The sequence below is a fragment of the Photobacterium sp. DA100 genome (genome assembly GCF_029223585.1).
Lineage (GTDB): Bacteria > Pseudomonadota > Gammaproteobacteria > Enterobacterales > Vibrionaceae > Photobacterium.
The window spans coordinates 1,631,277-1,657,552 of record NZ_CP119424.1; the positions used below are offsets into that span (position 1 = coordinate 1,631,277).

Consider the following 26,276-nt stretch of genomic DNA (forward strand, 5'->3'; position numbering starts at 1 on the left):
AACAACTGCCCGAAAAATATACAGTGCGCACCCTAGTTTTACTTAAGCTCTTTTGACGATGAAAAAAATCACTTTGCTGCTAGCGCTATTTGCCTCTGTGACCCTTACAGGCTGCCAACTCACCCATGTTGAGGGCGAGCTTGACGGTGTAACCATCAAGGCGTCAACCAAAGATGAACACCATAGCCACGGCAACGGTAACTTCTGCCCACCAGGCCAAGCCAAAAAAGGCAATTGCTGAGCTAGCAAAATACAACGTGCAGCCGTTTTCATAGAGCGGCTTCACAGTTCAAGTACCCACTCCCTCCCCACATAGCGCTATCCGACAAGCTGCTAGGTTATAATAATTCTATTACCTAACAGGCTCATGAGGAGCTTATGGATTTCAATACTCAAATATTAATCATCCTATTGCTCGCAGCGGCTATCTGCTTCATTGCGATACACTACATCGAAAAATTCATGAACCGCAACAAAGACAAAAACAGAGATAAATAGCAATAATCCTTTCAAAATCAGCGTTCCGGCTTAGTTGATATAGCGGTACACATCCAGGCCTGTCTTATCGATATCCGTTTCTGAGCCACTAATAATGTCGGCCAGCAACTTGCCCGAGCCGCACGCCATGGTCCAGCCCAGCGTCCCGTGACCGGAATTGGTAAACAGGTTCTTTATCGGGGTTTTACCTATCACCGGCGTGCCGTCAGGCGTCATCGGCCTTAGCCCTGTCCAGTACTCGGCTTTTTCTATCTCGCCGCCTTGCGGGAACAAGTCCTGAATCACCATGGCAATAGTGGCTTTGCGTTTCTCGGCCAAGCCCAAATCAAATCCTGCGAGCTCTGCGGTACCGGCAACTCGGATCCTATCGTCAAATCGAGTCATCGCTACCTTGTAGGTCTCATCCATCACCGTCGAGATAGGTGCAGCGTCACTGTTTTTAACCGGCATGGTTAGCGAGTAGCCCTTCACCGGGTATACCGGCACCACAATACCAGCCTGGGACAAAACCTGCGGAGAATAACTTCCCATCGCCACCACAAAAGCATCGGCTCTGAGCTCTCCAACACTGGTGTGTACCGAGCTGATCCGATTATCTTCCACCACCAAACGAGATATTTCGGTATCGAACCTGAAAATCACCCCCGCTTGCCTGGCCAGCTCTGTTAATTGCTGACAGAAAAGATAGCAATCTCCGGTTTCATCATCCGGCAGGCGCAATCCGCCCACCAGCTTGTCTTTTACCGATGCCAAAGCAGGCTCGGCCGCAATACAGCCAGCAACATCGAGCTCCTGATAACGGGTACCGCTTTCGGCCAGTAATTCAATATCTTTGGCTACCGCTTCCAATTGCTTGTGAGTACGGAACACTTGCAGTGTGCCCTGCTGGCGCCCTTCATAATGCAAATCAAAGTCACTGCGCAATTGCTTTAAGCACTCCCGGCTGTAGTTGGCGATACGCAGCATACGAGATTTATTGACCTGATAGCGAGACGTATTGCAGTTTGCCAGCATTTTGCTGGCCCAGAGATATAACTCGGGCGAAACCGAGGGCTTGATTTTCAGTGGCGCGTGCTCCTGCAGCAGCCACTTCATGGCTTTGACCGGAATGCCAGGCGCTGCCCAAGGCGATGAGTAGCCATAAGAGATCTGCCCTGCATTGGCAAAACTGGTTTCCTCTGCGCTGCGTGGCTGGCGGTCGATTACCGTGACATCGTGGCCAGCCTGGCGCAGATACCATGCCGACGTCAACCCCACCACCCCACTACCCAATACAATGACTTCCATCAGAATCCTCGTAAATCATTCCAGCCAATCTGGATTTATGACCGCATTATTGTGCGAGCAAGAATCCTTTATTTACATTCTGCTAACAATCGATATTATTTAAGGGCTGTGTTTAGAAATTCTAAACACTCCGACTATCAACAAGTTCGAGGTGCAATGTGAGAGCAAGTACATTTGCCGGCCTGGCAACCTTTGCCGTGGTCGCCAAGCATCAAAGCCTGACCAAAGCAGCGCAGGAGCTGCACCTCACGACAGGGGCATTAAGTCAGCAAATCAAACAACTTGAGCAGCGGCTGGATATCACTTTATTCCATCGTCATTCACGAGGACTGACCCTAACCGACAGTGGCAAGCAGCTGTTCAACGTGGTTGATCTGAGTATTGGGCAAATCAAACAAGTATTAACAGAGCTAAAAGCACCGGAAACCAGCTCGGAGATCCGACTCAAACTCACGCCCTCGTTTGCCTTCAAGTGGTTGGTGCCCAAACTCCATGACTTCAACCGCCAATACCCTGAACTAAAAGTACAAACCTTTGCCGATGGTGCACTGGTTGATCACAAATGTGATGATGTGGACTTGGTGATTGATTACTGCCAGTTCGGTGCTGATACAAACAACGGTGAACTGTTGCTTGAAGAACACCTTATCCCAGTCATGAGCCCGATGTATTTCAATAACTTCAATTGGCAATCAGAAAACATATGGCAAGAAGTCACTTTGCTGCACGATGCGATGCCGTGGCAGGGTGCGCAGAAAGATCAGGAATGGCAGGTCTGGTTCGATTCGATCGGGCTAAAGCTCTCCCATTTGCCGCAGGGGCATTATTTCAACCGCACCGATATGGCGATGGCAGCCGCCGAGGCCGGACTTGGCGTCGCCCTTGCTAGGCAGGCGCTACTAGGGAATGAAATAGAGCAAAATCGCCTAGTTGCCCCCTATTCCGCCATTAAGGCCAATGCCGGCTATTTCCTCTACCGGCAGCACAATACATTCGCTGTTGAGTGCTTTTGCCAGTGGTTAAGTCAAACCATCACAATCCAGACCAATCGTTGAAAAGGCAGCAAAATCAAAATAGAAGACCCAAAAATAGATTAAAAAAAGTCACCGCCATAAGCTCGACTCGGGAGCGGTAGGCGGTGACTTAGTTCCGTTATAAGGCTGCTAAGTTACAAGGCGAGCAAGTAACGGATGTGTTTATACTGAAATAGCAGAATAAAGCACACCCAGGGTACCGATGATAAAGACAGCCATTACTGCTTTGCTAACCATCTCACCACCGTTCTCTGCAGCTTTACCAAACAGACCAAAGACCAGCGGGTGAACCAGGAATGGCGTCGCAAAGATAAATGTGATCATGCTAGCCGCTTCGGCACCGAACATGCCGCCCTGAGTAGCTGCAAACAAACCAAAGTGAGATAGGCCAGATGCCGCTGCCATTGAGGCATTCTCGATTGGCATACCCGCAAAGTGCAGGATGGTAAAGCTACCGAATACAGCGGTGATCTGCCAGCCGAATGAGAACTGCATCAAGCCTTTGATTTCCATCTCATCGTTGCCATCAGCCTTACGCAGATTCTTGGTTGCAAGATATACACAGCCCAGACCAACAAGAACGAGAGGTATCACCCATTGCACCAGAAGAACGCCGCTTTCAGCGCTCGCGGCCAGGATAGTAAATACAAAGATATGGCCAAGGAAAGGCACGTTAATCATGATCGGAGCTCGACCTGCCGCGGTGGCACCAAGGTCGCCCGCTGTACATGCGCCGGTCAAACCTGAGTGCGATAGGCCCCCGGCCATACCTGGTGCCAGGTTACGAACGTGATTTGCTTTCGCTAGGAAAATAAGGATAGCCAGACCACCGAACATCCAGAACATCTGACCAGCAAAACCGTATACAATCACGCTTTGTAGGCCAGGGATATTAAACGCTTCCATCATGTGCGAGCCGCCCACGAGGAAGCTACCGGTTAGCACCACTGGAATACCGGCAAAGAGTAGCGCGTTCATGGTTGGGCCCAACTTCCACTTGGGCATTGCCATACCTAGCCCTGAAGAAAGTACCATCGCAAAGAAAATCTGTGGCAGGCCGATAAAGCCCGAAACCAACTGCGAAATACGTAGCGAAACAATCAATACCGCAATAATGGCAATAACTTCAACCACACCGCGCGTTAGGTAACTGCGCCTGTTGGCAATTTTCGCTTTGCTATCAATCAGGATCAGAGAGATCGTCATGCCGACATATGCAAGCGCCATGTAAGACTCACCGAGAGGGTGCGAGCCACTGCGACCAGAGATCAGCGCAGAAACCATTTCGATACTCATCAGCAGCACGAAAGCACGGATCACATAAACCAACTGTGTACTCGTCGTACCAACAAAGACTTCATGTTTGCCCGGTTCAACTAAGCTTTCAACAGAGCCCAGTTGCTTCATCAACAAGCGGCGGATTTCCTGTCCCCCCACAAAGAAGGACGCAATAAGCGCAATCACTGTGGTCTGCCCCAGCAGCACAATAACAGGAAAATCACTCAAACCAGGTTGAGCAAGCCCACTTTCCACAAATAGCGTACCCATCAGCAGGCCGAAAACTACGATCATCAATACTGCTGAGTACTTAGTGCCCGCAACGACGGTACGTGCAAGTAAAACCATGATAACTACAGCAACCATGGAGAAAAACAAGTGATTGAAAGCCACTAGATAGGATAAGTTTTCCATCAAAACTCCAAATAAAGCCGCTCATAAATAAGCGGTAATTAGACTTATTTACCTGTAAGCATCCTTGCTTGCTCATTGAACCTTGCGCTCAAAAAAAAGGCACCAAACAACGTTTGGAGCCCCGGCATATTGTGGAATAACTAAAACGGCTATCACTACATCAAAAGTGTTACAGTGCAATTCAATCGTTACTGTTTAAGTAAAAACGGTTAGGTTTTATTTATATGAAACTACACCCTGTTAGATATTGTCCTTAGGTTGAGAAAAAGCCCTTTATTTTTAGTAAGTAAATAAATTTGACCACCCACCAAAGACTTCTAGTGCATAATTTCACAAGTAAGTGTACCCCTTTCACAAACGGAAACAATCTGTGATGCGCTAATCAATTTAACATTTGGACATATTTATATATTCAAATTGCAGCTTATCTGGGTATGTCCGCGCTATCGAGATCAAAGTGATTTTCTTGCTCGACTTCCTCACCAAGCCAACGGGAAAAAGCCTGGAATTTAGGTCGCCTCTGCATACCTTCCGGGCACACCAAGTCATAGCCTAAACCGTTATTTATCGACTCAAATGGCGCAACAAGCTCACCCGATTTCAAATAGGGCAAGACAAAGCGAAGACGCCCCATTGCGACACCGAGTGACTGCCTCGCCGCCATAATGTCGTGCTCATAGAGATTAAAGGTGCATGTCTTACGGTAACAATTAATATCCTTCCCCATCTTTTCAAACCAACGGGACCAAATTTGCGAGCGTTCGCCATGGATAAAGGTCACCTCCTCCAACTGGGATATATCACCGTTATTCAGTTCAAACTGCCGCGCATAGTGAGGCGAGCATACGGGGATACGTCGTTCATCAAACAACCGAGAACTGTAACAGTCTGGATAATGTCCACTGCTGTAAAAAATAGCGGCATCGAGCGGTTCATACTTAAAATCAGGTCGGTAGCCTTTTACCTTCAGCCGCAAATTGAGCTGCGGATACTGCTCGCGGAACTTGCCAATTCGCGGCATTAACCAGCTAGTGGCAAACGCAGGAGATGTACCGATATAGAGCTCACCACTCAAATCATTACTGATGATGTCTTCAAGTTCGCTGAAAATACTCTCAAACGACTGATTCAAGGTCAGAAGCAACCTTTCCCCTTCCGGCGTCAATTCCATTCGGCGGGTCAACCTTACAAACAACGGAAAGCCCAACTGCTTTTCTAGGTTTTTAATCCGATGACTTACCGCCCCTTGGGTTAAGTTCAGCTCCTGGGCCGCTTTGGTAAAACTCAGGTATTTAGCCACCACGCTAAATGAATGCATGTTGGCCAGTAACTGTTGTTTTCGTTCTACTTTTTCCACCCGTTCACCATTCCTGCCACATCTATCTATTAAATATTTTAATGCATTGTACTGCACTTTTCGTTTGTCCGCTGCCCAGAATTTTCCGACTATTACACCCCATAAATTCACGGTTCATCTCTGGCAAGTGGACTGCAGGATGCGATTGTGCTGCCTGAAAAAGTTTCTTTATCTCACAAAATAACAAGGTAAGTCATGAATATACTTGGATATCTACAAAAGGTCGGTAAGGCCCTGATGGTACCAGTAGCAACCCTACCTGCTGCTGCTATCCTGATGGGAATTGGTTATTGGATGGACCCTGTCGGCTGGGGTTCTGAAAGCGTCGCGGCAGCATTACTTATTAAATCAGGTGCAGCCATAATAGATAACATGGCAGTGCTCTTTGCTATTGGTGTTGCCTTTGGCCTTAGTCGAGATAAAAGCGGTGCCGCTGCATTGTCCGGTTATGTCTGCTTTATGGTGCTTACAACCCTACTTTCCCCGGCAGTCGTTGCCCAGCTTCAAGGGATCCCTGCCGATACCGTACCTGCGGCTTTCGATAAGGTTGCCAATCAGTTTGTAGGTATCCTTGTCGGTATCGTCTCGGCTGAAATCTATAATCGATTCCATGAAGTCGAACTGCCAAAAGCACTGGCTTTCTTCAGCGGCAAACGCCTGGTTCCGATCCTCACCTCTATTGCCGGTATCATACTTGCCAGCGTGTTGCTATTCGTTTGGCCGGTTATTTATGATGCGCTAATTGCGTTTGGTACCCAACTTCAATCCATGGGTGCGCTGGGCGCAGGCTTGTTCGGCTTCTTCAACCGCCTGATGCTGACTATTGGCATGCACCATGCCTTGTATCCTGTGTTCTGGTTTGATGTTGTCGGTATCAATGACATCCCGAACTTCCTTGGCGGTGCACAATCTATTGCCAATGGTACAGCCGTCGTCGGTCAAACCGGTATGTACCAAGCTGGCTTCTTCCCTATTATGATGTTTGGTCTACCGGGTGCTGCATTGGCTATCTATCACTGTGCCGACAAGCAAAATAAGGACAAAGTCTTCTCTATTATGCTGGCTGCGGCGATGGCCTCCTTCTTTACTGGTATCACAGAGCCACTTGAATTCAGCTTCATGTTCGTTGCCCCTGTGCTCTACCTGATCCATGCAGTTCTAACCGGTATCTCGATGTACATCGCAGCAAGCATGGAATGGATGGCAGGTTTCGGCTTCTCAGCAGGCCTTGTCGACCTAGTTCTATCGAGCCAGAACCCGCTAGCAACCAAGTGGTATATGCTGATTGTTCAAGGTCTTGTGTTCTTTGGTCTTTACTACAGCGTATTCCGCGTGACTATCACCAAATTCAACCTGATGACACCGGGACGTGGCGAAGTTGAGCAAACAGGTATCAACAAGGATGATATGGGCGAACTGGCCAATGCCTACATCGCGGCTATCGGCGGTAAGGAGAATATCCTAGAGGTAGATAACTGCATTACCCGCCTACGCTTGACGGTAAAAGACTCTTCCATCGCGGACAAAGAAGCCATAAAAGCACTAGGCGCTGCCGGTGTGGTGACCATCGGCTCTGGCGGCCTACAAGTTATCGTTGGTATGGGTAAGGTCGATAAAGTAGCCCAGGAAATGAAAAACCTGTTGAACTAATTCCTTGGTGAACACATAACTTGGTGAGCTAATAGCTTAAGGACCAACTGTCCAAACGGTTCCCCCGAGAGCGAGATGTTAAGCACATCCATTCCCCCTGATGCACAAAATGTTTCGCTCTCACCCTATCTGCTGGTCTTTAGTGACATGTGACAGCAACAAAAAGGTCCTAGGTTTATCAACCTAGGACCTTTTCACTGTCTCTCAGACAGACGTTAAACAGTTTGGCTGTTACAGCTCGATAGTGACCGTTTCGCCGTCAACAGATAGCATCAGCGTATTGCCTTCAAGCTTGTGAGACACCTTAACCTGCTCACCGCTGTTCTTGTTAGGCACTAGCAGCGTTAGGATGTTGTGCTCTTTGGCCGTGCCGAACTCGACTTCGACGTGACGGTGGATTTCTAGATCCTTGTACTCGTATGGGTCAACGTCGCCGAAGCCTTCAACATTCTTCACACAAAGGATGTTGTCTGCAGACTCGTTGATGAAGTTCACGTCCAGGTGCGCCTTCTCACCGCGGATAGTGAATGACTTGTCAGCCACTTCGTTAGCGAATGTCGTGTGCATCAGCCAAGTCATGTCTTTCTCTTCAGAAAGTGTTGCCTTGTCCTGCATGACGAAAACTTTACCCTGTACGAACCAGATCTTACGCTTATAAGACTCGATTTCAGGGACGAAGTACTGGTATGAAGCCGTCGCATCACCTTCAACCATTTTCACATCAGATTCTGTATCGTAGTTTGTGATCTGGCCACCGGCTTCGATACAGAAGCGGTCTTGGTGGTTTTCGTAGCCTGTGTTTTTGTTCTCGCCGTACTGGCCCTTGCCGCCAAATAGGGGCAGGTTCTTAGAGAACGTTTGACGACGCCACTTGGTGTGCATGTCTACACCGAAGCCACCGTAGTAACCAGTGATAGCTGCTAGTGTTTCGCCAAATGCGTGCAGGGTGAATGCGTTCTGGTCACCGTGTGAGTGAGAGATAGAGCCAAATGGTGAACACTTGAATACCATGTGGATGTGGTTATCACGCTCGGTCATCTTGTTGTGAAACGCCGCCCAACCCGTAATTGGGAACACTTTCAACAGTGGGTCGTTAGACGGTGCTTTCTCTTCTGGTGCATCCCACAGGATGTTGAAGCGAAGATCGTCGTAACCGAAATCCCACCAACCGTAGTTGTAGAACTTGGTATGTGCTTCGGTATCACGGCCTTTGAGCTGGTTGTAGTACCACACGTACTCTGGCTTCTGGTTAACACCTGCGTAGTGTTTGATGTTGTAAGCCAGTTTCAGACCTGGGAAATCACCGATTGATGACTGGTCACAGAAGCTCGCGCGCTTAGAGTGGACAGGCATACAGTAAAGCGGGAAATCACCGGTGTTTTCGTAGAATGTCTTGTTGAACATATCTACGCCACAGTAGGCTCTCAGCAGATCGAACGCTTCGCCTAGGAATGCCGTCTGGGTGTTCCAGTAGTCAGGGCCTTCCGCCCAGCCACCGTCTTCACCGCCCCATGGCGGGTAATGAACTGCGTAGTACTCTAGCGCGTATGCGATGTACTCACCCGCTTTCGGGTGGTCATGGTATAGCGCGATACAGGTTGGGATGATCGCAGAAGAGATAGAACGAACACCGTGGCTGTTCAGGGGGTTGTTCAGCAGATCGACCGTTACTTTCAGGTGATGCATGATCTCGTCTAGACGCTCAATCAGTGCATCTTGAACCTGCTGGCGCTCTTGGTCTGTGAAGTGAGCGTGTAGCCAGTCGTAACCCCAAGCCATTGCTGCGATGACACGGAATGCTGCTTCATCGTTGTAACCACGAGAAGTCACGCCTTCTGGATCGTAAGTAGAAAGCTTCAGCGTCCAAGCTTTAGCTTTTGCAATCAGCTCTTCGTCTTCTTTCACGATACCGGCAATGGCCAGGTTACGTGTAGCATTTAGAGCCATCTGGCAGTCAACGTACATTTGACGCCAGTAAGGACGCCATAGCGACGCTTTACCTACTGTTTCTTCTGGGTAAGGCTTAGGCTCTGCGTATGGTTCGGTGTCAAGGAACTTAACTGTCGAGTTGTTCCAGAAATCGTCGAACATGCAGTATGACTCGTCAGCCTGCACCTTCGCTTTAAAATCTGCCAGATCTTTCGCTTGAACCAGAAGACGAGGACGCTCTTCGCTCAAGTTGTCTAGGAAAGAAAGGTCGAAGTCACGTTTCTGTACTTCGATAGGGAGTAGGTCTACAAGGTTACCCGCTGAAGTATCGTTCTCCAGCTTCATCTTCCTGATCGCATCAAGAGACTTTTGGTTGCTCATGCTAACTCTCTTATTCAATAAAAGTGTATGGGGGAGTCGAAAATAAATTAATGCTATTGTAATACAATAAGGGAAATAATCACCACCCTGACACATTTTTTTATCTATTTCGTGATATGACAACAGATCTCAAAGCACCATAACGCCATCAAAGTGGCCTCTTATTACCATGGTTAACATGCTAGATTTCGACGAGATCTAAGGAAACTCCCCCCATACAGGGGGGATAATGCCTGAACTGAGAGTCAGGAAGGCAAGGTTGAAAAACGTTGACGTGTTACAGCCCCCCAGTATGAATCTTGGTAAATATCTTCAACGAACTGATCACCGGTAAAGGCACTAATTGCCCGCCGCCAAAAAGCAATCGCGTGTACAGCACCTTCAATTTGCTTGCTTTCCCAGTCACCGGGCATCATGGTGAACAGTTGATGGGCAAATTGCTGCCCCATCTTATTCTGGCGGAAAACAGGCACCACATAGAAATCACAGACTTCATAGTGGCCTTGTGAGGTTTCCGCAATAGCTGCCAATCCTGCCGGCGCATTATCGATATAGAGTAAAAAGCCTCTGACATTGCCGCCAATCAGGGTGTCCCTAAAGAACAGACCATTCTCATCTGGCACCTTCTTGGTATAAACAGAAAACTCAGCTTCATAAGGCTGCGATAAATTGAGGTATACCTGCATATTGCCTTGGTCGACGTTCACTATGTTCACAATACGGCTCTCTTTGCTGACAATAGTTACTAGCTTTAATAGTAGGCTATAGGTATCGCTCACACTGGAGTGCTTTCCATCAGCTGGTATATACTCACCAATACCCCATTAAGATCGGCATAGATGTACTGGCCCGGCTCCACTTCCGTCCCAGCCAGCAACAAGGGAACATTCAACTCACCTTTACCAAGTTTGTCTGCTCGAAAAGGGCAAGGTGCCAGTGCCTTAATACCGATAGGCATTTGGGATAGCTGGGCAACATCACGAACCGCACCGTTAATCACAATACCTTCCCAGCCATTATCAATGGCCAGTTGGGCAAATTGATCACCAATCAAAGCTCTTGCCAACGAGCCACCGCCGTCAACCACCAACACTTTCCCCTTGCCGTCCTGCTGCAAAGTATCAATCAGCAGCTGGTTATCATGGAAGCAGCGCAGGGTAACGGCTTGGCCAAAAAAGATCGGCTTGGCGCCATAGTGCAGGAAAGGAATGGGGACCAGCGTGACATCGTCACCATATGCATCACAGAGTTCAGGTAGTAGATCCATTAGCTCACTCATCATTCCTTGCCTCCCTGCGTACTCTCTTTATCTAAAGCCAGTGAAAGTACCGATTCACATAGCACTTCCAGGCCAACCGCAACATCATCAAGCTGAACCGCTTCGGCTGGATGATGACTGATCCCTTTGTCACAACGTACAAATACCATGCCTACCGGGCAGCAACGTGCCATTGCCATTGCGTCGTGGCCAGCGCCGCTTGGCAAGCTCAATGGACTTTTTCTGGTGACCATCTCACAGGCTGCGGCAATAATCCCAGTAAGCTCGGGAGCGCACTCAACGCTAGCTGCTCGGTGAATTTCCTGATAGCTCGCAACCAAGCCACGCCGTGCAGCAATAGCATCGATCTGTTGGAAGATCGCACGTTCAGCCTTGGCAAGTTCAGCTTCATCTAGGCTGCGGATATCAAGGCTAAAAGCCGCCTTGCCCGCAATCACATTCACCGCCCCGGGCGCAGCACAAACCTGCCCCACCGTGGCAACGACATCCTTGACGTTGTTGGCAACCGTTTCTATTGCCAGCACCATTTCAGCCGTACCCGCCAGCGCATCTTGCCGCTTCGTCATTGGTACAGTGCCAGCGTGACCTGCCATTCCTGTCACTTCAAACTGATACCTTTTGGCTCCGGCAATACCGGTCACGGCACCAACCGGCAGGTCTTCAGCTTCTAATACTGGCCCCTGTTCGATATGAAGCTCCAAATAAGCAGTCACAGGTTCTTTGGCACAACTGGCTATTGCTGCTTCACGAGGCGCTAAACCAAACTCAACCATCGCCTCACTTAAGCTGACTCCATTATCATCAACCAATTCTAGCCAATTGGGATTCCACTCACCGGCAACTGCCGATGAGCCAATCAATGTTTGTCCAAAGCGCGTCCCTTCCTCGTCACCGAAAGCCACCACATCAAGATGAAACGGTAAGGCTCTCGAGTTGAGTTTTTCTGCAACCGCGATTCCTGCTAATACCCCCAACATGCCATCATATTTGCCTGCATTTCGGACTGTATCAATATGGGAGCCGATAATAACTCTAGGGATCAATGAAGTGTCTCTAACTTGACTCTCTGAAGCTGGCAACCGTCCCCAGGCATTGCCCACCGCATCTGTCCATGTTTGCATCCCCGCGTCCTGCATCCACTGATGGAGCGCCTGAATGGCTTGCTGGTGCTGTTCGGTCAGGTAGCAGCGGGTTAATTCAGTTGCTGATTCGCTCAGCATGGCAAGGTGCTCAGCTTGGGCTAACACGGTTTCAGCCAACTGGCGGAAGCTTGTATCTGTCATCCGCCCCCCTACTTTTCAAGTGCTGCGTAGCATGCCATTGCCGTCTGGACACCCACACCGGTATTGATTGCGGCTTTGTGTTTGACCAAAACCGCCTCCAACGCTGCCAGTGTCGACAACACCGCGTCTTGCCGGGCGTTATAACCCATGGTTCCGATACGCCAGATTTTGCCATGCAATGGGCCAAATGAAGTACCGATCTCGATACCAAACAGGTTCAGTAACTCACCACGAACCGCTTCACCATCAAGGTGTTGAGGGATGTAAACGCCAACCACATTGCTCATTTTATATGTCTGGTTACCGAACAATTTCAGTCCCATCGCTTGCAAACCAAGCGCCATCGCCTGACCTGCCACTTCATGGCGAGCAAGCACTGCCTCTTCACCTTCTTCCAAAAACAGGCGGGCACACTCTCGGGCAGCATAGAGCATAGTGGTCGCTTCGGTATGGTGGTTCAGTCGCTCTTCGCCCCAATAGTCAAGGATCATAGGCAGATCAAAATAGTTTGAGCGGATCATCGGTTCGCTACCCGCACTGTGCTGCTCGGTTCGCAAACCCAGCTCGATATGGCAGCGTTTGCTGATCTCGCTGACAAAGCCATCGCTCAGCGTGATTGGGGCGCTACCTGACGGTCCGCCCAGGCATTTTTGCAAGCCGACAGAGACCGCATCCAACTGCCATTCATCGACCTTCAACGCATTACCACCCACTGACGCGGTCGCATCGCAATAGAACAGCACACCATGGCGGCGGCATATCTCACCGATTTCAGCTAACGGCTGATTCATCGTGGTAGAAGTATCACCTTGTACTGTTGCCAAAAGCTTAGGCTGGAACAACTTTATTTCTTTTTCGACCAATTCCGGATCGCACACCTCACCCCATTCCACATCGATAGTCCGAATCTCTGCACCAACCCGGTGGGCAATTTCACACAGCAAGTGACCAAATCGACCGATGACAGGAATAAGCACCTTGTCACCCGGCTTCAAAGCAGAAACCAATACCGCTTCGATCCCGGCACGCGCAGTACCGTCGATCAATAACGTGGCTTCATTCGTGGTATTAAAGACCCCACGATAAAGCTGCTGGACTTGCTGCATGTAACCGGTCATCACAGGATCGTATTGACCAATCAATTGATTGGACATAGCCTGCAGAACTCGCGGATACGCATTGATTGGACCAGGCCCCATCAACAAACGCTGTGGTGGGTTCAAGGTCTCGAAAATTGGGTTTGTCATCATTACTTCCTTATAAAAAACTGTCCGTCACTGCGTGGGTCGGTGGCTGCTTCAATCTGGCCATCAGGCTGGCACACAATAGCGCCGGCATGGCCCATCAGCTCTGAGAGATCATCGACACAAGCAAGTTGGTGGCCTCTTCCGATTAACTCGTCTGAGGCTTGTTGATAAAGTGATTGTTCTAAGCGCAGGTGGTGATTGTCGTCGCCCCAAGTTCGGCCCAACAACCAACGGGGCTTGGCAATAGACTGCGCTAAGCTATCGTCTTGGTAGTGGTACCGGCTAAACAGGCAGGCTTGGGTTTGAGGCTGCCCTTCACCGCCCATGGTGCCGTAAACCATCCTGCTGCCATCATTAAGCTCTGCGTAAGCTGGATTTAAGGTATGGAAAGGCTTCTTGGCCGCTGCCAGTGCGTTATGATGAGCCGGATCGGTACTGAAGGATACACCGCGGTTATTCCAGACAATACCGGTTTGCGGCAACATTACGCCCGAACCAAATTCCCAGTACACACTCTGGATAAAGCTCACCATGGTGCCATATTGATCAACCGCTCCCATCCATACGGTATCACCGGGAACTGCTTGCTCAGGCCATGGGGCAGCAGTGTCTAGAGAAACATCAGCAGCTAAATTGGCAATCTGCTCACCCTGGAGATAATCAGTCAGCGGCTTTGACAAGCTTTGAGGATCCGTCACCACTCGATTACGGATCTGAAACGCTTTTTTGGTCGCTTCCACCAACAAATGCATGTGGTCAATGTCAGAGGTCGCCGTTTCAGCCAGCAAATCGTAAATGGCCAAAATCAACAAGGAAGCGACACCTTGGGTCGGCGCACCCATATTATAAAGGCGCCCTTTTGAGATATTCACAGACAGAGGCGCAACATACTCCGCCTTGTGCTGGTGAAAGTCGGCCAGAGACAACACACTGCCTGCAGCAGCCAAGTCCTCCGCCATCAGCTCTGCCAATTGGCCGTGGTAAAAGTCACCCAATCCCGCATCAGCAAGTCGGCGGAAGGTATTAGCCAACGCTGGATTAGTCACCCTCTCACCCGCCTCAAGAGGTCGGCCGTGAGGCAAGAAAGTAGCAGCAAAAGATGAATTACCTTTATGGGATTCAAATGTTTTACGGCTCGCAGCAGCCAGGCTTTGTGTTACCTCAATGCCAGACTCTGCGCCTTCAATTGCTGCTTGGAACAAATCAAGCAGTGACGTCCCCGAGTTGTCTATTGCCAACGCTTTTTGCCAACCTGAAACCGTTCCAGCCATAGTCAGCGCCGCCCACACACCTGAGTTAGGCAAACCAGACTGTTCGGCCTGCTGACAATAAGTGGCATCAATTCCTACCGCGCTACGGCCACACGCATCTATCGTGATTGGTTCTTGTCCCGCTTTTGCAACCAACCAAAAACTATCTCCACCCAGGCCATTCATGTGCGGGTAGTAAACCGCTACAGCTGCAGCTGCTGCTACCATCGCCTCACAGGCAGTCCCGCCTGCTTCTAGCACCGCCTGACCCGCTTGCGCCGCTTTAAAATGTGGCGCGGTAAAGCTCACTCCTTGCTGACCCATACACCCTCCTTAGTGTTTCTCTCACTGCCGAAGCAAGCTATCATTCGTTTCCCTTGATTAATCAGTGCCAGATCAGAACCCGGCAAACCCAGCAATGACACCCCGTATGGCTTGCTATCCAACATCCCCAATGGCAAGTGCAATTGAGGCAAGCCACATAATCCTGCTATCGCGGTAAAACCCAATAAGGTTTGGCGGTAAGTCACCAAGCTTTCCGGGCTCGCATTACGCAGCGGAGGTAGGCCAGGTGTCGTCGGGATCAACAACCAACCACCTACCCGCTTTAGCTCCTCCAAAAAGCGCTGCTTGAACACTAAGGCTTGCTCTAGCGCTTCACTGTATTGCTGGTCGGTAATGGCAAACGCCATCTCAACCCGTTCGGCAATGCTGTCACCCAGTGTGTTTTTATGAGACATCAACCAGTCGTTGTGCTCATCGATGAGGCTGCGGCCTTGGATCAGTCGAAACCACTCAGCCAGCTGACCGGTTGTCACGTAGCATTTCTCTAGCATGCTGGCGTAACATTGATCGCGGTCCCCGTCTTCGAGCTTGTCTAATATCGACTGGATCTCGTCTGCCACAGGCTGATCAACAAGATCAAACAAGCCGCGGTCTATCGCTATGCTAAATACTGTTTTTTCATCAATGGCATCCGGACTTTCCAGATCCGGAAGCAAGGTGTGGGCGACTTTATCCAGCACAGAAATGTCACGAGCGAGTATCCCTGCGGTGTCAAAACAGGTCGCTAGAGCAAAGGCATGATCCAATGACAACGCGCCGTGGGTCGGGCGCAACCCGAATAATCCGCAGTAACTTGCTGGTACCCTGATAGAGCCACCGGTGTCAGTCCCCAGGGCAAAATGGGCATCACCTCGGGCAACAGCAACCGCCGAGCCGCTGGATGAGCCTCCCGGCAAACACTGTGGGGCTACTGGATTAACAGGGGTGCCATAATGGGTATTTTGGCCATTGAGGCTGTAGGCCAGTTCATCGGTCTGTACCCTTCCGACACATTTCGCCCCGCTAGCCAACAAGCTCAAAATCAGCGGCGATGTTTGCTTGGAAGGTTGATGGGTTGCCAGCCAAGCTGGGTTTCCCGCCCCGGTGATATACCCTTCAACATCAAACAAGTCTTTGAAAACAAACTCGCAGCCCTGCAACACCCCATGGGAAGCAAGCGGTGGTAAAACACTTGGTCCTTGGCTGCAATAAACGCTTTGATCCATCACGCCTCCTACAACACTGACGATAAGAACTGCTGCAGTTCAGGCGTTTGAGGGTTGGCAAATACTGCTTCACTCTCGCCGGTTTCCCATACCTTGCCCTGGTGCATAAACACCACCCTGTCACCGACATCTCGGGCGAAATTCATCTCGTGGGTCACAAGAACCAAGGTCATGCCATCCTTGGCCAGATCTTCGAGTACCTTGAGCACTTCACCGACTAACTCAGGGTCGAGCGCAGAGGTAATTTCATCGCAAAGCAATACACTCGGTGCCATGGCCAGCGAGCGGGCAATCGCCACCCGCTGCTGCTGGCCACCAGACATACTGGTCGGGTACTGGTCAAACTTCTCAGCCATGCCGACCTTCTCCAGCATCGCCATGGCTAACTCACGGCACTCTTCAGGGCTTTTACCTAATACCAACTTGGGTGCCAGCATCACGTTCTCGCCTGCCGTCATGTGCGGAAACAGGTTGAACCCCTGGAAGATCATGCCAACTTTGCGGCTTAGCTGACGTAGTTGGTATTCGTCGTCAGTCACTGCCTGGTTGGCAACAACAATCGCCCCTTCCTGATAATTCTCAAGACCATTGATACAGCGCAGCAGCGTGCTCTTGCCTGAGCCCGATTTACCGATGATGGATACCACTTCACCGGCCTTTACCTTGAGATCTACGCCTTTAAGGACATGGTTCTCACCATAGAATTTATGTACTTGATCGATACTAACCAGCGACATTGAGCTTCCTTTCTAAATATTTGCTGTAACGGGTAAGTGGGTAACAAATCGCGAAGTAGAACAGAGCCACTAGGGCAAACACTTTAAATGGCTCGAAAGTCGCGTTGTTAAGCATGGTTCCTGCTTTGGTGAGCTCGACAAACCCGATAATCGAAGCCAACGCTGTGTTTTTAACAACCTGAACCGAAAAGCCGACTGTCGGTGCGGTCGCAACACGAATAGATTGCGGCACAATCACATAGCGCATGGTTTGGAAGTAATTCAACCCCAATGTACGGCTTGCCTCCCATTGCCCCTTAGGCAGGGAATCGATGCAGCCGCGCCAGATTTCACAAAGATAGGCACTGGTAAATAAGGTCAACGCCAAACTGGCAGCAGTCCATGCCCCCAAATCAATGCCCAACAATGAAAGGCCAAAGAAAGCCAAGAACAGCTGCATTAGAAGAGGGGTACCTTGGAACACCTCGGTATACACCCGAACCAAGCCCACCAGCAGGACATTCTTGGTCATGCGTAACATCAGCATGATCCCTGCGACCATACCGCCGCCGATAAAAGCAATAATTGAGAGCAGCACTGTCCATCTTGCTGCAAGCGCCAGGTTGCGGAAGATATCCCAGTCAGTAAATTCAACCATCAAGCTACCCTCCCCATCACATGGGTCTTAAATAACTTGTTGCTGATTTGCACCAGCGTCCAACGCATGACCAATGCCAGCCCAAGATAAATTGCCGCCGTCACCAAATAAGATTCAAAGCTCAAAAAGTTACGTGACTGAATAAAGTTAGCGGTAAAGGTAAGCTCTTCGACTGAAATCTGTGACAGCACGGATGAGCCCAGCATCACGATGATGCACTGGCTGATCAGCGCCGGTGAAATCCGGTGGAAGGCTTGCGGCAAGATCACCCGAACAAATACCTGCACAGGTTTTAGCCCAAGGGTTTTAGCCGCTTCCCACTGCCCTTTTGGAATTGCCTCAATACCGGCCCGCAGGATCTCGGTGCTGTAGGCGCCAAGGTTAACCACCATGGCAATCATCCCGGCTTCCCAAGCGGATAATTTCATCCCGATAGCCGGTAGACCGAAAAAGATAAAAAAGAGCTGAACAATAAAGGGGGTGTTGCGCACCACTTCGACGTAAGCGCCGACAACACGCTTAAGCATCCCTGCGGGGCGGATACGAACCGCCGCCCCGAGGATACCCACACCGACACCCAGCACCGTGGTGACAATGGCTAACTGCACGGTCAGCCAGATCCCCTGAATCAAATCACCGTAATACGGCGAAAGCCCTGAAAAATCGAGTTGGTAATCCATTGCCACCTCTTATGATGCTAGATCAGTTGGCAATGGCGCTTTAAGCCAGTTCACAGACATATCATTGAGCTTGCCTTCTGTATGGGCTTGCTTGATAAGACCATTAACTTCGCTCAGCAACGCTTCTTGGCCTTTACGAACGCCGATAAAACATGGCGAGTTCTTGATAGAAAACTTGGTTTCCGGATGGCGCTTAGGGAACTTGGTGGCAATTTCACTGGCAATCACATTGCCGGTTGCAATCAAATCAACCTGACCCGAGACATAAGCCGAAATGGTGGTGTTGTTATCTTCAAATCGGCGGATAGTGACATCTTTTCCAGCCAAATTGCTCAACTCAATATCTTCTACCGAGCCACGGGTCACCCCGACCACCAGGCCTGACAAACCTTCTACCGAACTAACTTCAACCCCTTCCTTACCGAACACGCCAAGGAAGAACGGCGCATAAGCTTCACTGAAATCAATTGCCCGCTGGCGTTCGGCATTTTTACCAAGGCTAGAGATGATCAAATCCACTTTGCGGGTTTGCAGGTAAGGCACACGGTTGGCACTGGTCACCGGCACCAACTCCAATCGCACCCCCATCGACTTGGCAATATACTCGGCCATATCAATATCGTAGCCTTGCAAGCTCATATCACGGCTAACAAAACCAAAAGGAGGGAAGTCCTGCGGTACGGCGACTTTCAGCACGCCGCTTTTCTTTATATCTTCGAGTTGTGTTGCACTGGCAATAATAGAAGTAAAACACAATAACAGGCTGACAACGCCGACTAACGCTTTCTTGAACATAGCTATTTCCTTTTTACGTTCATTGATACTTAACTTTCCATTCCAGCCAACAGGTTATTTCTGGAGTAATTTGTAGATATTATTTTCTTATTATCACGCTTCATTCATGCTTACATAATTGCGCTTTTTTACATTCAACTGCCACTCGTAGCTCATCAAGAACCAATAGCTAACAGCACCTAAAATACCGCCAATAAAGAGTGAGAAATTCGCCAATTCAACCACAATAAACGAGGAGAACAGTGCCGCTACCGTTGAAGGAACCAACGCATACACCGCGTGTTTGTTTACTCCACCCTGATACCAATAACGGCTTGTTTTGTCTTCGGTATATAAAGCAGAAATATCAATTTCTTGTTTTCTGATTTTGAAGTAATCAATAATAATAATGCCGTATAGTGGGCCAATAACTGCAGCCAGAACATCAACCGTATAGTGAATAACTTCTGGGTTGTTGAACAAATTCCAAGGCGTAATTAATACCGAGCCAACCGCAGCAATAAAACCACCTGTTTTAAAGCTTATTTTCTGTGGTGAAACATTAGAGAAGTCAAAGGCCGGGGCAACAAAGTTTGCCACGATATTGATACCTATCGTTGCCAGAATAAAGGTAAAGGCACCGAGAATAATCACCAAGCCATTATCTAGGCGGTGAACGGTTTCGATTGGGTCAGTAATGATTTCACCAAATACCGGCATAGACGCGGCGACAATAATGACACTGAATAGCGAGAACAGAACAAAGTTAATCGGCAGACCAAGGAAGTTACCAAACTTCAACGCTTTATAAGAGGTGCAGTAACGAGAGAAGTCACTGAAATTCAAGGTAGGGCCTGCAAAGTAACCCGCAACCAGTGCTGTTGCGACAGCCATTTGAGTGAATGCGTCCCAACCCGTAAGTGATGACTCACTTAGGTTGAAATCAATGTTCTGCCAGCCCGCTTTGTAGACCATCCAAACGGTCAGCAACGTCATAGCCAAATAAATAGCTGGGCCCGACCAATCAATCAATTTACGGATTGCACCCATGCCGAACATGAAGACCATCGCCTGAGTGATCCACATAAAGACAAAACCAAACCAACCCAATGGCGATAAGCCTAAAAATGAGCCTTCGGTATAACGTCCATATTCCGGTGCAAAATAAAGGATAAGAACAATAAAGGCACTGGAAGCTAAGAAGGTTTGAATACCATACCAAACCACAGCAATTAACCCGCGAATTACCGCTGGAATATTCGCCCCCAGCACGCCAAATGACATTCGGCAAACAACCGGAAATGGAACACCTGCTTTTTGTCCCGGTTTACCCATTAAATTGGCAAAATATTGGACTATCGAAATACCTAAAATCAAACAAACAAAAACTTGCCAACTGGCTAGACCCAATGCAAATAAACTGGCTGCAAATACATAGCCACCAACGGAATGAACATCTGACATCCAAAAAGCAAAAATACTGTACCAACCCCATTTCTGCTCTTTTTCCGGTGCCAGATCATCATTAATCAATCTGGGACTGACTGTAACCCCTTTAATTTCCTTATCCATAATAATCTCCCTATCACAATCGTATACAATCAATGTATACAATCATCATGCCAACATTGGAAATCGTTTAAAACAAAGGAACAAAGGGTCATCATAAGTAAAACCAAGGTATTAGCTGCATCAACATGATGCAAGCTTGCCCCTTATTAGCGCGCTAAAACATTCGTATCGCATTTTCTATTTGTTTATTTGCTTTTATTGTGAAAATTAAATTAAGCTAATTGTATACACTTCAACGTTATATTGTATTTACTGGGTTTTATGGACTGATAACCATGATTCAATACGATGCTATTTATCTCAAAATACGTGATGCGATAGTTGCCCAGCAATTAGAGCCAGGCGTTCGCTTGCCGGAAGATAAACTGGCCGAACGATTCAAGGTCAGCCGAACAGCGATCCGCAAGGTTCTGCAACAGCTGGCAATAGAAAATTTCATTACCATCCAGCCGAATAAAGGGGCAGAAGTCAGGACGCCCTCAGCGACTGAGGCGCAAGAGGTCTTTGAAAGCCGCATTTTGGTCGAGACGGGGTTGATCCCGACAATTGCCAGACATTGGCAGCCACACCATGCAGAGGCCTTACGCAAGGTTATTGAGCAAGAGGACAAAGCCAAAGAAAACAATGATTTTGCCGCCGCTATCAAATATACCGCCTTGTTCCACATTGAATTGGCCAAGGTCGCAAATAACGACACTCTAACCCAGTTTGTCGAACAGCTAGCTTTTCGATCCTCATTGATCATTGCCGTATTCGGCACAAGACACAGTGTCGGTTGTGATTGCGGCAGCCATATAGAATTAATTGCACTGCTAGACAAGGGCGAAGTGCAGGCCGCCACGATATGGATGAAGCACCACCTAGAAGTGATACAAGATAGCCTTCAATTCGACAATGACAATAAGCCTGTCGATTTCGAAACCCTTTTTCATTAGACCCAAATTTTTATTTATTAGGAGCCCACGGATGCGGATCCAGCTTATCAACCCCAATACTTGCCAGGGAATGACAGATAAAATCGCCCTATGTGCCGAGCATATTGCCCTGCCAACCACCCAAATTACCGCCTGCTCACCACAGCATGGCCCCGAGACCATCGAATGTGCCCGAGATGAAGTATTGGCTTCAGCCGGGTTACTGGACGTGATCAAAGAGTGTGAGCAAGAGCCAAACAAGCCAGATGCCTATATTGTCGCTTGCTTTGGCGATCCTGCCCTAGATGCAGCCAAAGAGCTCACCGAGTCACCGGTGCTTGGTATTGCGCAGGCTGCCTTTCATACAGCCAGCCTAGTCGCCCACCAATTTTCTGTTGTCACAACCCTTGCGCGAACTATTCCAACGGCTGAGCATTTATTGCAACGCTATGGCCTAGCGGAACGTTGTTGTGCTATCCGAGCTATCGAGTTGCCTGTTATGGCCTTGGAGCAAACTGACAATGCGACCTTCCAGCAACTGTTAGCTGCTTGCCGGGAAACCCTTCACTATGATGGCGCAGAAGCCATCGTACTCGGCTGCGCGGGTATGTCAGACCTTGTATCAGACTTGCAGAGTGAACTAGGTGTGCCGGTTATCGATGGTGTCACTGCAGCCGTCAGCCTAGCAGAATCCCTCCATCGGCTATCCTTATCAACATCAAAGGTTGCAACCTATGCCCCGCCACCTGCCAAACCTTTCACGGGTCGCTACCAGCATTGGTCGGCAGTTGCAGGCAAGGAGGACTAACCCATGAACAACGATGATGCACTTTTATCGCAAAATGCTACCCTCAAACCCCGTGATATGGCCGGATATGCAGGTAAGCCGCCACACGCGAACTGGCCCAATAATGCTAAACTTGCTGTGCAATTTGTGCTGAATTTCGAGGAAGGTGGGGAGAACTGTATTCTTCATGGGGACACCCACTCTGAGACATTCTTGTCTGAAATCGCCGGGGCGGAAGCCTACCCTGACCGCCATATGAGCATAGAGTCCCTGTACGAATATGGCTCTCGCAGCGGGGTGTGGCGCATATTCAACGAGTTCGAAAAGCGCCAGCTCCCACTGACGATTTTCGCCATCACCACCGCGCTTGAACGCAACCCGGCGGTAACCCAGGCTATTATCGACAATGGCTATGACGTGGTATGCCATGGCCTGAAGTGGATCCACCACCAAAATATGCCGGTTGACGAAGAGCGGGAGCACATGGCACAGGCACTAACCCGTTTGGAAGATATACTGGGCAAGCCCGTTGTCGGTTGGTATACCGGCCGGGACTCAAAGCATACCCGCCAATTACTCGCAGAGCACCCATCTATCCTGTTCGACTCTGACTACTATGGGGATGACTTGCCATTCTGGACAACCCTTGATACCCCAACGGGCCAAAAGCCACACCTGGTGGTGCCCTATACCCTAGATGTCAACGACATGCGCTTTTCCTCACCTTACGGCTTTAGCCATGGCGAAGAGTTCTACCAGTATTTGAAAGACACATTTGATTGCTTGTACGAAGAAGGGGAAACCGCACCGAAGATGATGTCGATTGGCATGCATTGCCGGATTTTGGGTAAACCTGGGCGGATTCAGGCGCTCAAAAAGTTCCTCGATTACATCAACGGGTTTGACGATATCTGGGTGACCACCCGTAGCGATATCGCCAAACATTGGATAGCCCATCACCCTGCTGATGGAAAGTAAAGCCAGCTATCTCTTAGCGCAACCATTTTTCAAGTTGCTGGGTGACCTGCGGGTCGCTCAATAACTGGTTATGGTTCATTTCATAAAACACTTTTTGGGATGACTCGGCAAACATAAGGTGACGCTCGTCAACCGAGTGATAGCCCAAAGCACTATTAAGTGGCACTAGACCATCACCAATCAATCGCTCCGCCAGCACGCTTCTTTTTGATGCTGCAGTGGCGGCAACAGCAAAGCAATTAATGCCCTTTGGTAACGATACGCCAACACGCTCATCGGGTTTATTATGAAAACGATCGACACCTTGCCAATCTTCATCGATCACATTGCCGTAGCGTAGATCGGTGATTCCTGAGCTACGCAAATTGCTGAGTAGATTGAAAGGGGCGGTGTATGGCGTTTTACTCAGGATAACGCCTAACTTGTTACCTATCCGCTCTAAAGGCGCACCATGATGAGGCGTCCCCAAAAATACGAGGTTTTTCAGCGTGTCGGGCCACGCCATTGCCTGTTCCTGGCCATAATATACAGCACTTCTTGCCACTAACCCGCCCATACTATGGGCAACAATAGACAGCTCTTCTATCGGTGTTGGCCAGTTTTTGACAAACTGCTCAAGCAGATCAGATAGCTGCCTGCCGTTTTGTGAGGTATGTAGACCGGTATTATAACGAAGATAAACAGGGGTATAGCCCAGCGAGGAAGACAAATGCTGGCCATGATCGACGTCGACCCCGTCATGCTCCCCTCGCCAGAGACGATCATTCATGCATAGCCCATGGATCATCAGCAGTACTTTCGTTGACGCTTTGGGCATATCGGCAGAATGTAATTGATCTAAATTCAGTGGCTCTTGCTGGTGATAAAACGCCATTGGGATCGCAAATTGATTCTTTTGCTCCACTAACCGATCCCCCATTACCCCATTAAGGGCTGACAGCACTGAAATTCGCTCCAGTGTTTCCGGTTTACCTTCATCGAAAGACTCAAGCCAGGGTTGTTGTTTTTCAAGAAGTTTATCAATACCACTCCCCACAAACTCGGTCACTGTATAAATATTCCGGTATACAAACCCTGTCAGCCCCCGCGTTCTGTCCGGGGTTGATCCACCCGGCACGCCCATCGTACGCCAGACTGACTGGTGTACCCCTTCGGCGATCCGAGTGGTACTTATTGTCGCTAGGGTTACGAGCTGCCCGATCCCTCTAAGATCCGATGCGTGAAAATGCTTGAACCGCTTTGTCGATGCTTGGGTATCCACTAAGAACTCCATTTCGCGTAATTATAGGAGAGAAACGCGTGGGGTCAGCTCATGTGCACAAACATAAGCCACCGAGCTTATAGTGAGGAAATAATCTAGAAATATGAACCTAGATAATGAAAACAGGGCAACTTCCTGCAAAAAGTTATTGTTTTGCCGATTTTGCCAACCATTTCAGCGCGGCTTCAGTAAGTTGTTCGGTATAAGGATTGATCTTCCAATGATCCGGGCACCAGCCTTTCATAAACCTTTGGAAATCAGCCCACGCGACGCAGTACATTGGTCGCCATTGCTGCTCAACATCGTTGCCGTCTATCTCTGGCTGGTATTCATGCAATGCCTGCTTCAGCGCAGCAAAGTACTGATCTAAATAGCCTTGCACGTTAGCTTCGTTATTGGCCACACTATCGTTAAAATCAAGCACACTGCTCAGGAACAGGCAGACATCTTTCATGCCACAGCCGCCACCAACATACTGGAAATCGACGGCAGCCACTTCACAGCCCTCTGGCGTAAAACAGAAATTAGCCAACTTGGCATCACCATGCACCAGTGTCTGGTAACGACTCTGCGCTAGTGTGTTATCTAAACGCTCAGCAGCGACTTTAAGGGCTTGGTCTTCAAGCGCAGCCAACTCGTCCGGACGGGTGGCCAAATGCCAGTAAGTACCTGTCTGCCAAAGCCCTTGAGTATGGGTACTGGATGCCTTACCTTGAGTCATGAACTGGGCATGAACCATGTACTGGGCATGGAACTGGGCCAGCCAGCGTAAACAGGCTAGAACAGAAGGCTGCTCGATATGTTTATGTACTTGGCTATATCCCGCTACAGCCAAATCTTCCAGCACCAGCAATGTTTCATTGCCATGCTGCTCCACCAGCAAACACTGGGGCACCGGGGCCTGACAACGATTGGCATAGTGTCGGTACCAATTCACTTCGACTTGGTAAGAGTCCAATTTGCGCTGGTGAGAGCGCGAAGTGTTCCATCCTCTGGGATGATCAGGTGACTGCGCTTCGGAGCTTGGCAGCAGGATATATTTCACAATCACCGAAGGCACATTTCCCCCAGCCAAATGCAGCCTTACCAGTTCGCCATAGCCACTCCAAAGGCTTTGGATATGCTCAACGCTAATGACACCTTCGGCACCAAGTGATTGGGCGACTTTATCAATGATATTTATAGGGATATTCATAATTAACAGCAGGTTTTTAGATCCTGGATACTAGTTCCTAGCCTTAGGTTCTGGGTTCTGGGTTCTGGGTTCTGGGTTCTGGGTTCTGGGTTCTGGGTTTTGGGTTCTGGGTTCTGGGTTCTGGGTTCTGGGTTCTGGGTTCTGGGTTCTGGGTTCTGGGTTCTGGGTTCTGGGTTCTGGGTTCTGGGTTCTGGGTTCTGCAAGCAGTAATCGTTATACACATATTAACTAGCAAGCTCTAGCTTATGCTCTTCCTAGGGACTAAGACCTTCTTTTCCTAGGATCCGCTTTCCTAGGTTCTAGG

23 protein-coding genes are annotated in these 26,276 nt (G+C 49.2%); 6 read left to right on the plus strand and 17 right to left on the minus strand.

Going from position 1 to position 26,276, the window contains the following annotated elements:
- The first annotated feature begins 58 nt into the window (after nt 1–58).
- Complete coding sequence (locus PTW35_RS25035; protein WP_039464950.1) at nt 59–241, plus strand: hypothetical protein; 183 nt, start codon at nt 59–61, stop codon at nt 239–241.
- Nucleotides 242–528: 287 nt separating this feature from the next.
- On the opposite strand, the gene PTW35_RS25040 is transcribed toward PTW35_RS25035, so the two are convergent.
- On the minus strand, nt 529–1,785 hold the full coding sequence (locus PTW35_RS25040) for a D-amino acid dehydrogenase (protein ID WP_281027944.1): 1,257 nt from the start codon (nt 1,783–1,785) through the stop codon (nt 529–531).
- A gap of 158 nt (nt 1,786–1,943) precedes the next feature.
- Between PTW35_RS25040 and PTW35_RS25045 the strand changes: the two genes are divergently transcribed.
- Complete coding sequence (locus tag PTW35_RS25045) at nt 1,944–2,840, plus strand: LysR family transcriptional regulator (protein ID WP_044620652.1); 897 nt, start codon at nt 1,944–1,946, stop codon at nt 2,838–2,840.
- 141 nt (nt 2,841–2,981) lie between these two features.
- Here PTW35_RS25045 and PTW35_RS25050 read toward each other — a convergent pair whose 3' ends face one another.
- On the minus strand, nt 2,982–4,511 hold the full coding sequence (locus PTW35_RS25050; RefSeq protein ID WP_044620651.1) for a hypothetical protein: 1,530 nt from the start codon (nt 4,509–4,511) through the stop codon (nt 2,982–2,984).
- A 424-nt stretch (nt 4,512–4,935) separates the two neighbouring features.
- Complete coding sequence (locus tag PTW35_RS25055; RefSeq protein WP_281027945.1) at nt 4,936–5,868, minus strand: LysR substrate-binding domain-containing protein; 933 nt, start codon at nt 5,866–5,868, stop codon at nt 4,936–4,938.
- Between the two features lie 195 nt (nt 5,869–6,063).
- On the opposite strand from PTW35_RS25055, the gene nagE reads away from it, so the two are divergent.
- The gene (nagE, locus tag PTW35_RS25060; RefSeq protein WP_281027946.1) at nt 6,064–7,518 is read left to right on the plus strand and encodes an N-acetylglucosamine-specific PTS transporter subunit IIBC; all 1,455 of its coding nucleotides are present in this window, start codon (nt 6,064–6,066) and stop codon (nt 7,516–7,518) included.
- A gap of 231 nt (nt 7,519–7,749) precedes the next feature.
- Here nagE and PTW35_RS25065 read toward each other — a convergent pair whose 3' ends face one another.
- The 12 genes from PTW35_RS25065 to PTW35_RS25120 all read right to left on the minus strand — a co-directional run bounded on the left by PTW35_RS25065 (nt 7,750) and on the right by PTW35_RS25120 (nt 20,837).
- Nucleotides 7,750–9,828 (minus strand): DUF4962 domain-containing protein, encoded by a 2,079-nt coding sequence (locus PTW35_RS25065; RefSeq protein WP_281027947.1) that lies wholly within the window; start codon nt 9,826–9,828, stop codon nt 7,750–7,752.
- Between the two features lie 245 nt (nt 9,829–10,073).
- Nucleotides 10,074–10,607 carry a hypothetical protein gene (locus tag PTW35_RS25070; RefSeq protein ID WP_348637741.1) on the minus strand — a complete coding sequence of 178 codons (534 nt, stop codon included), beginning with the start codon at nt 10,605–10,607 and terminating at the stop codon, nt 10,074–10,076.
- Complete coding sequence (locus PTW35_RS25075) at nt 10,604–11,107, minus strand: putative 4-hydroxy-4-methyl-2-oxoglutarate aldolase (protein WP_281029145.1); 504 nt, start codon at nt 11,105–11,107, stop codon at nt 10,604–10,606. Before PTW35_RS25075 ends, PTW35_RS25070 begins: the two co-directional genes overlap by 4 nt.
- Complete coding sequence (locus tag PTW35_RS25080) at nt 11,107–12,390, minus strand: allantoate amidohydrolase (RefSeq protein ID WP_281027948.1); 1,284 nt, start codon at nt 12,388–12,390, stop codon at nt 11,107–11,109. Before PTW35_RS25080 ends, PTW35_RS25075 begins: the two co-directional genes overlap by 1 nt.
- Nucleotides 12,391–12,398: 8 nt before the next feature.
- Nucleotides 12,399–13,640, minus strand: a complete 1,242-nt coding sequence (locus PTW35_RS25085; RefSeq protein ID WP_281027950.1) for an alanine--glyoxylate aminotransferase family protein — start codon at nt 13,638–13,640, stop codon at nt 12,399–12,401.
- Nucleotides 13,640–15,211, minus strand: coding sequence for a gamma-glutamyltransferase (locus tag PTW35_RS25090; protein WP_281027951.1), 1,572 nt, complete (start codon nt 15,209–15,211; stop codon nt 13,640–13,642). Before PTW35_RS25090 ends, PTW35_RS25085 begins: the two co-directional genes overlap by 1 nt.
- Entirely contained in the window at nt 15,193–16,437 is a 1,245-nt protein-coding gene (locus PTW35_RS25095) for an amidase (protein WP_281027952.1), read from the minus strand. Before PTW35_RS25095 ends, PTW35_RS25090 begins: the two co-directional genes overlap by 19 nt.
- An 8-nt stretch (nt 16,438–16,445) precedes the next feature.
- A complete protein-coding gene (locus PTW35_RS25100; protein ID WP_281027953.1) occupies nt 16,446–17,174 on the minus strand; it encodes an amino acid ABC transporter ATP-binding protein in 729 nt (242 codons plus the stop codon).
- Nucleotides 17,161–17,811, minus strand: a complete 651-nt coding sequence (locus tag PTW35_RS25105) for an amino acid ABC transporter permease (protein ID WP_281027954.1) — start codon at nt 17,809–17,811, stop codon at nt 17,161–17,163. Before PTW35_RS25105 ends, PTW35_RS25100 begins: the two co-directional genes overlap by 14 nt.
- Nucleotides 17,811–18,491: an amino acid ABC transporter permease gene (locus PTW35_RS25110; protein WP_281027955.1), complete on the minus strand. Its 681-nt coding sequence runs from the start codon at nt 18,489–18,491 to the stop codon at nt 17,811–17,813. Before PTW35_RS25110 ends, PTW35_RS25105 begins: the two co-directional genes overlap by 1 nt.
- 9 nt (nt 18,492–18,500) lie before the next feature.
- Nucleotides 18,501–19,286 carry a transporter substrate-binding domain-containing protein gene (locus PTW35_RS25115; protein WP_281027956.1) on the minus strand — a complete coding sequence of 262 codons (786 nt, stop codon included), beginning with the start codon at nt 19,284–19,286 and terminating at the stop codon, nt 18,501–18,503.
- Nucleotides 19,287–19,379: 93 nt separating this feature from the next.
- Entirely contained in the window at nt 19,380–20,837 is a 1,458-nt protein-coding gene (locus PTW35_RS25120) for an NCS1 family nucleobase:cation symporter-1 (RefSeq protein WP_281027957.1), read from the minus strand.
- A 275-nt stretch (nt 20,838–21,112) separates the two neighbouring features.
- Between PTW35_RS25120 and PTW35_RS25125 the strand changes: the two genes are divergently transcribed.
- The 3 genes from PTW35_RS25125 to puuE are packed head-to-tail and all read left to right on the plus strand — an operon-like array spanning nt 21,113 to nt 23,516.
- Nucleotides 21,113–21,772: a GntR family transcriptional regulator gene (locus PTW35_RS25125; protein ID WP_281027958.1), complete on the plus strand. Its 660-nt coding sequence runs from the start codon at nt 21,113–21,115 to the stop codon at nt 21,770–21,772.
- Between the two features lie 31 nt (nt 21,773–21,803).
- Nucleotides 21,804–22,559, plus strand: a complete 756-nt coding sequence (locus tag PTW35_RS25130) for an aspartate/glutamate racemase family protein (protein WP_281027959.1) — start codon at nt 21,804–21,806, stop codon at nt 22,557–22,559.
- 57 nt (nt 22,560–22,616) lie between these two features.
- Nucleotides 22,617–23,516 (plus strand): allantoinase PuuE, encoded by a 900-nt coding sequence (gene puuE / locus PTW35_RS25135; protein ID WP_281029146.1) that lies wholly within the window; start codon nt 22,617–22,619, stop codon nt 23,514–23,516.
- A gap of 13 nt (nt 23,517–23,529) precedes the next feature.
- Here the strand turns inward: puuE and PTW35_RS25140 are convergent, their stop codons facing one another.
- Both PTW35_RS25140 and PTW35_RS25145 read right to left on the minus strand, forming a co-directional pair.
- Nucleotides 23,530–24,777, minus strand: coding sequence for an alpha/beta hydrolase (locus tag PTW35_RS25140; protein WP_281027960.1), 1,248 nt, complete (start codon nt 24,775–24,777; stop codon nt 23,530–23,532).
- 145 nt (nt 24,778–24,922) lie between these two features.
- Nucleotides 24,923–25,972 (minus strand): phosphotransferase, encoded by a 1,050-nt coding sequence (locus tag PTW35_RS25145; protein ID WP_281027961.1) that lies wholly within the window; start codon nt 25,970–25,972, stop codon nt 24,923–24,925.
- Nucleotides 25,973–26,276 lie beyond the last annotated feature (304 nt).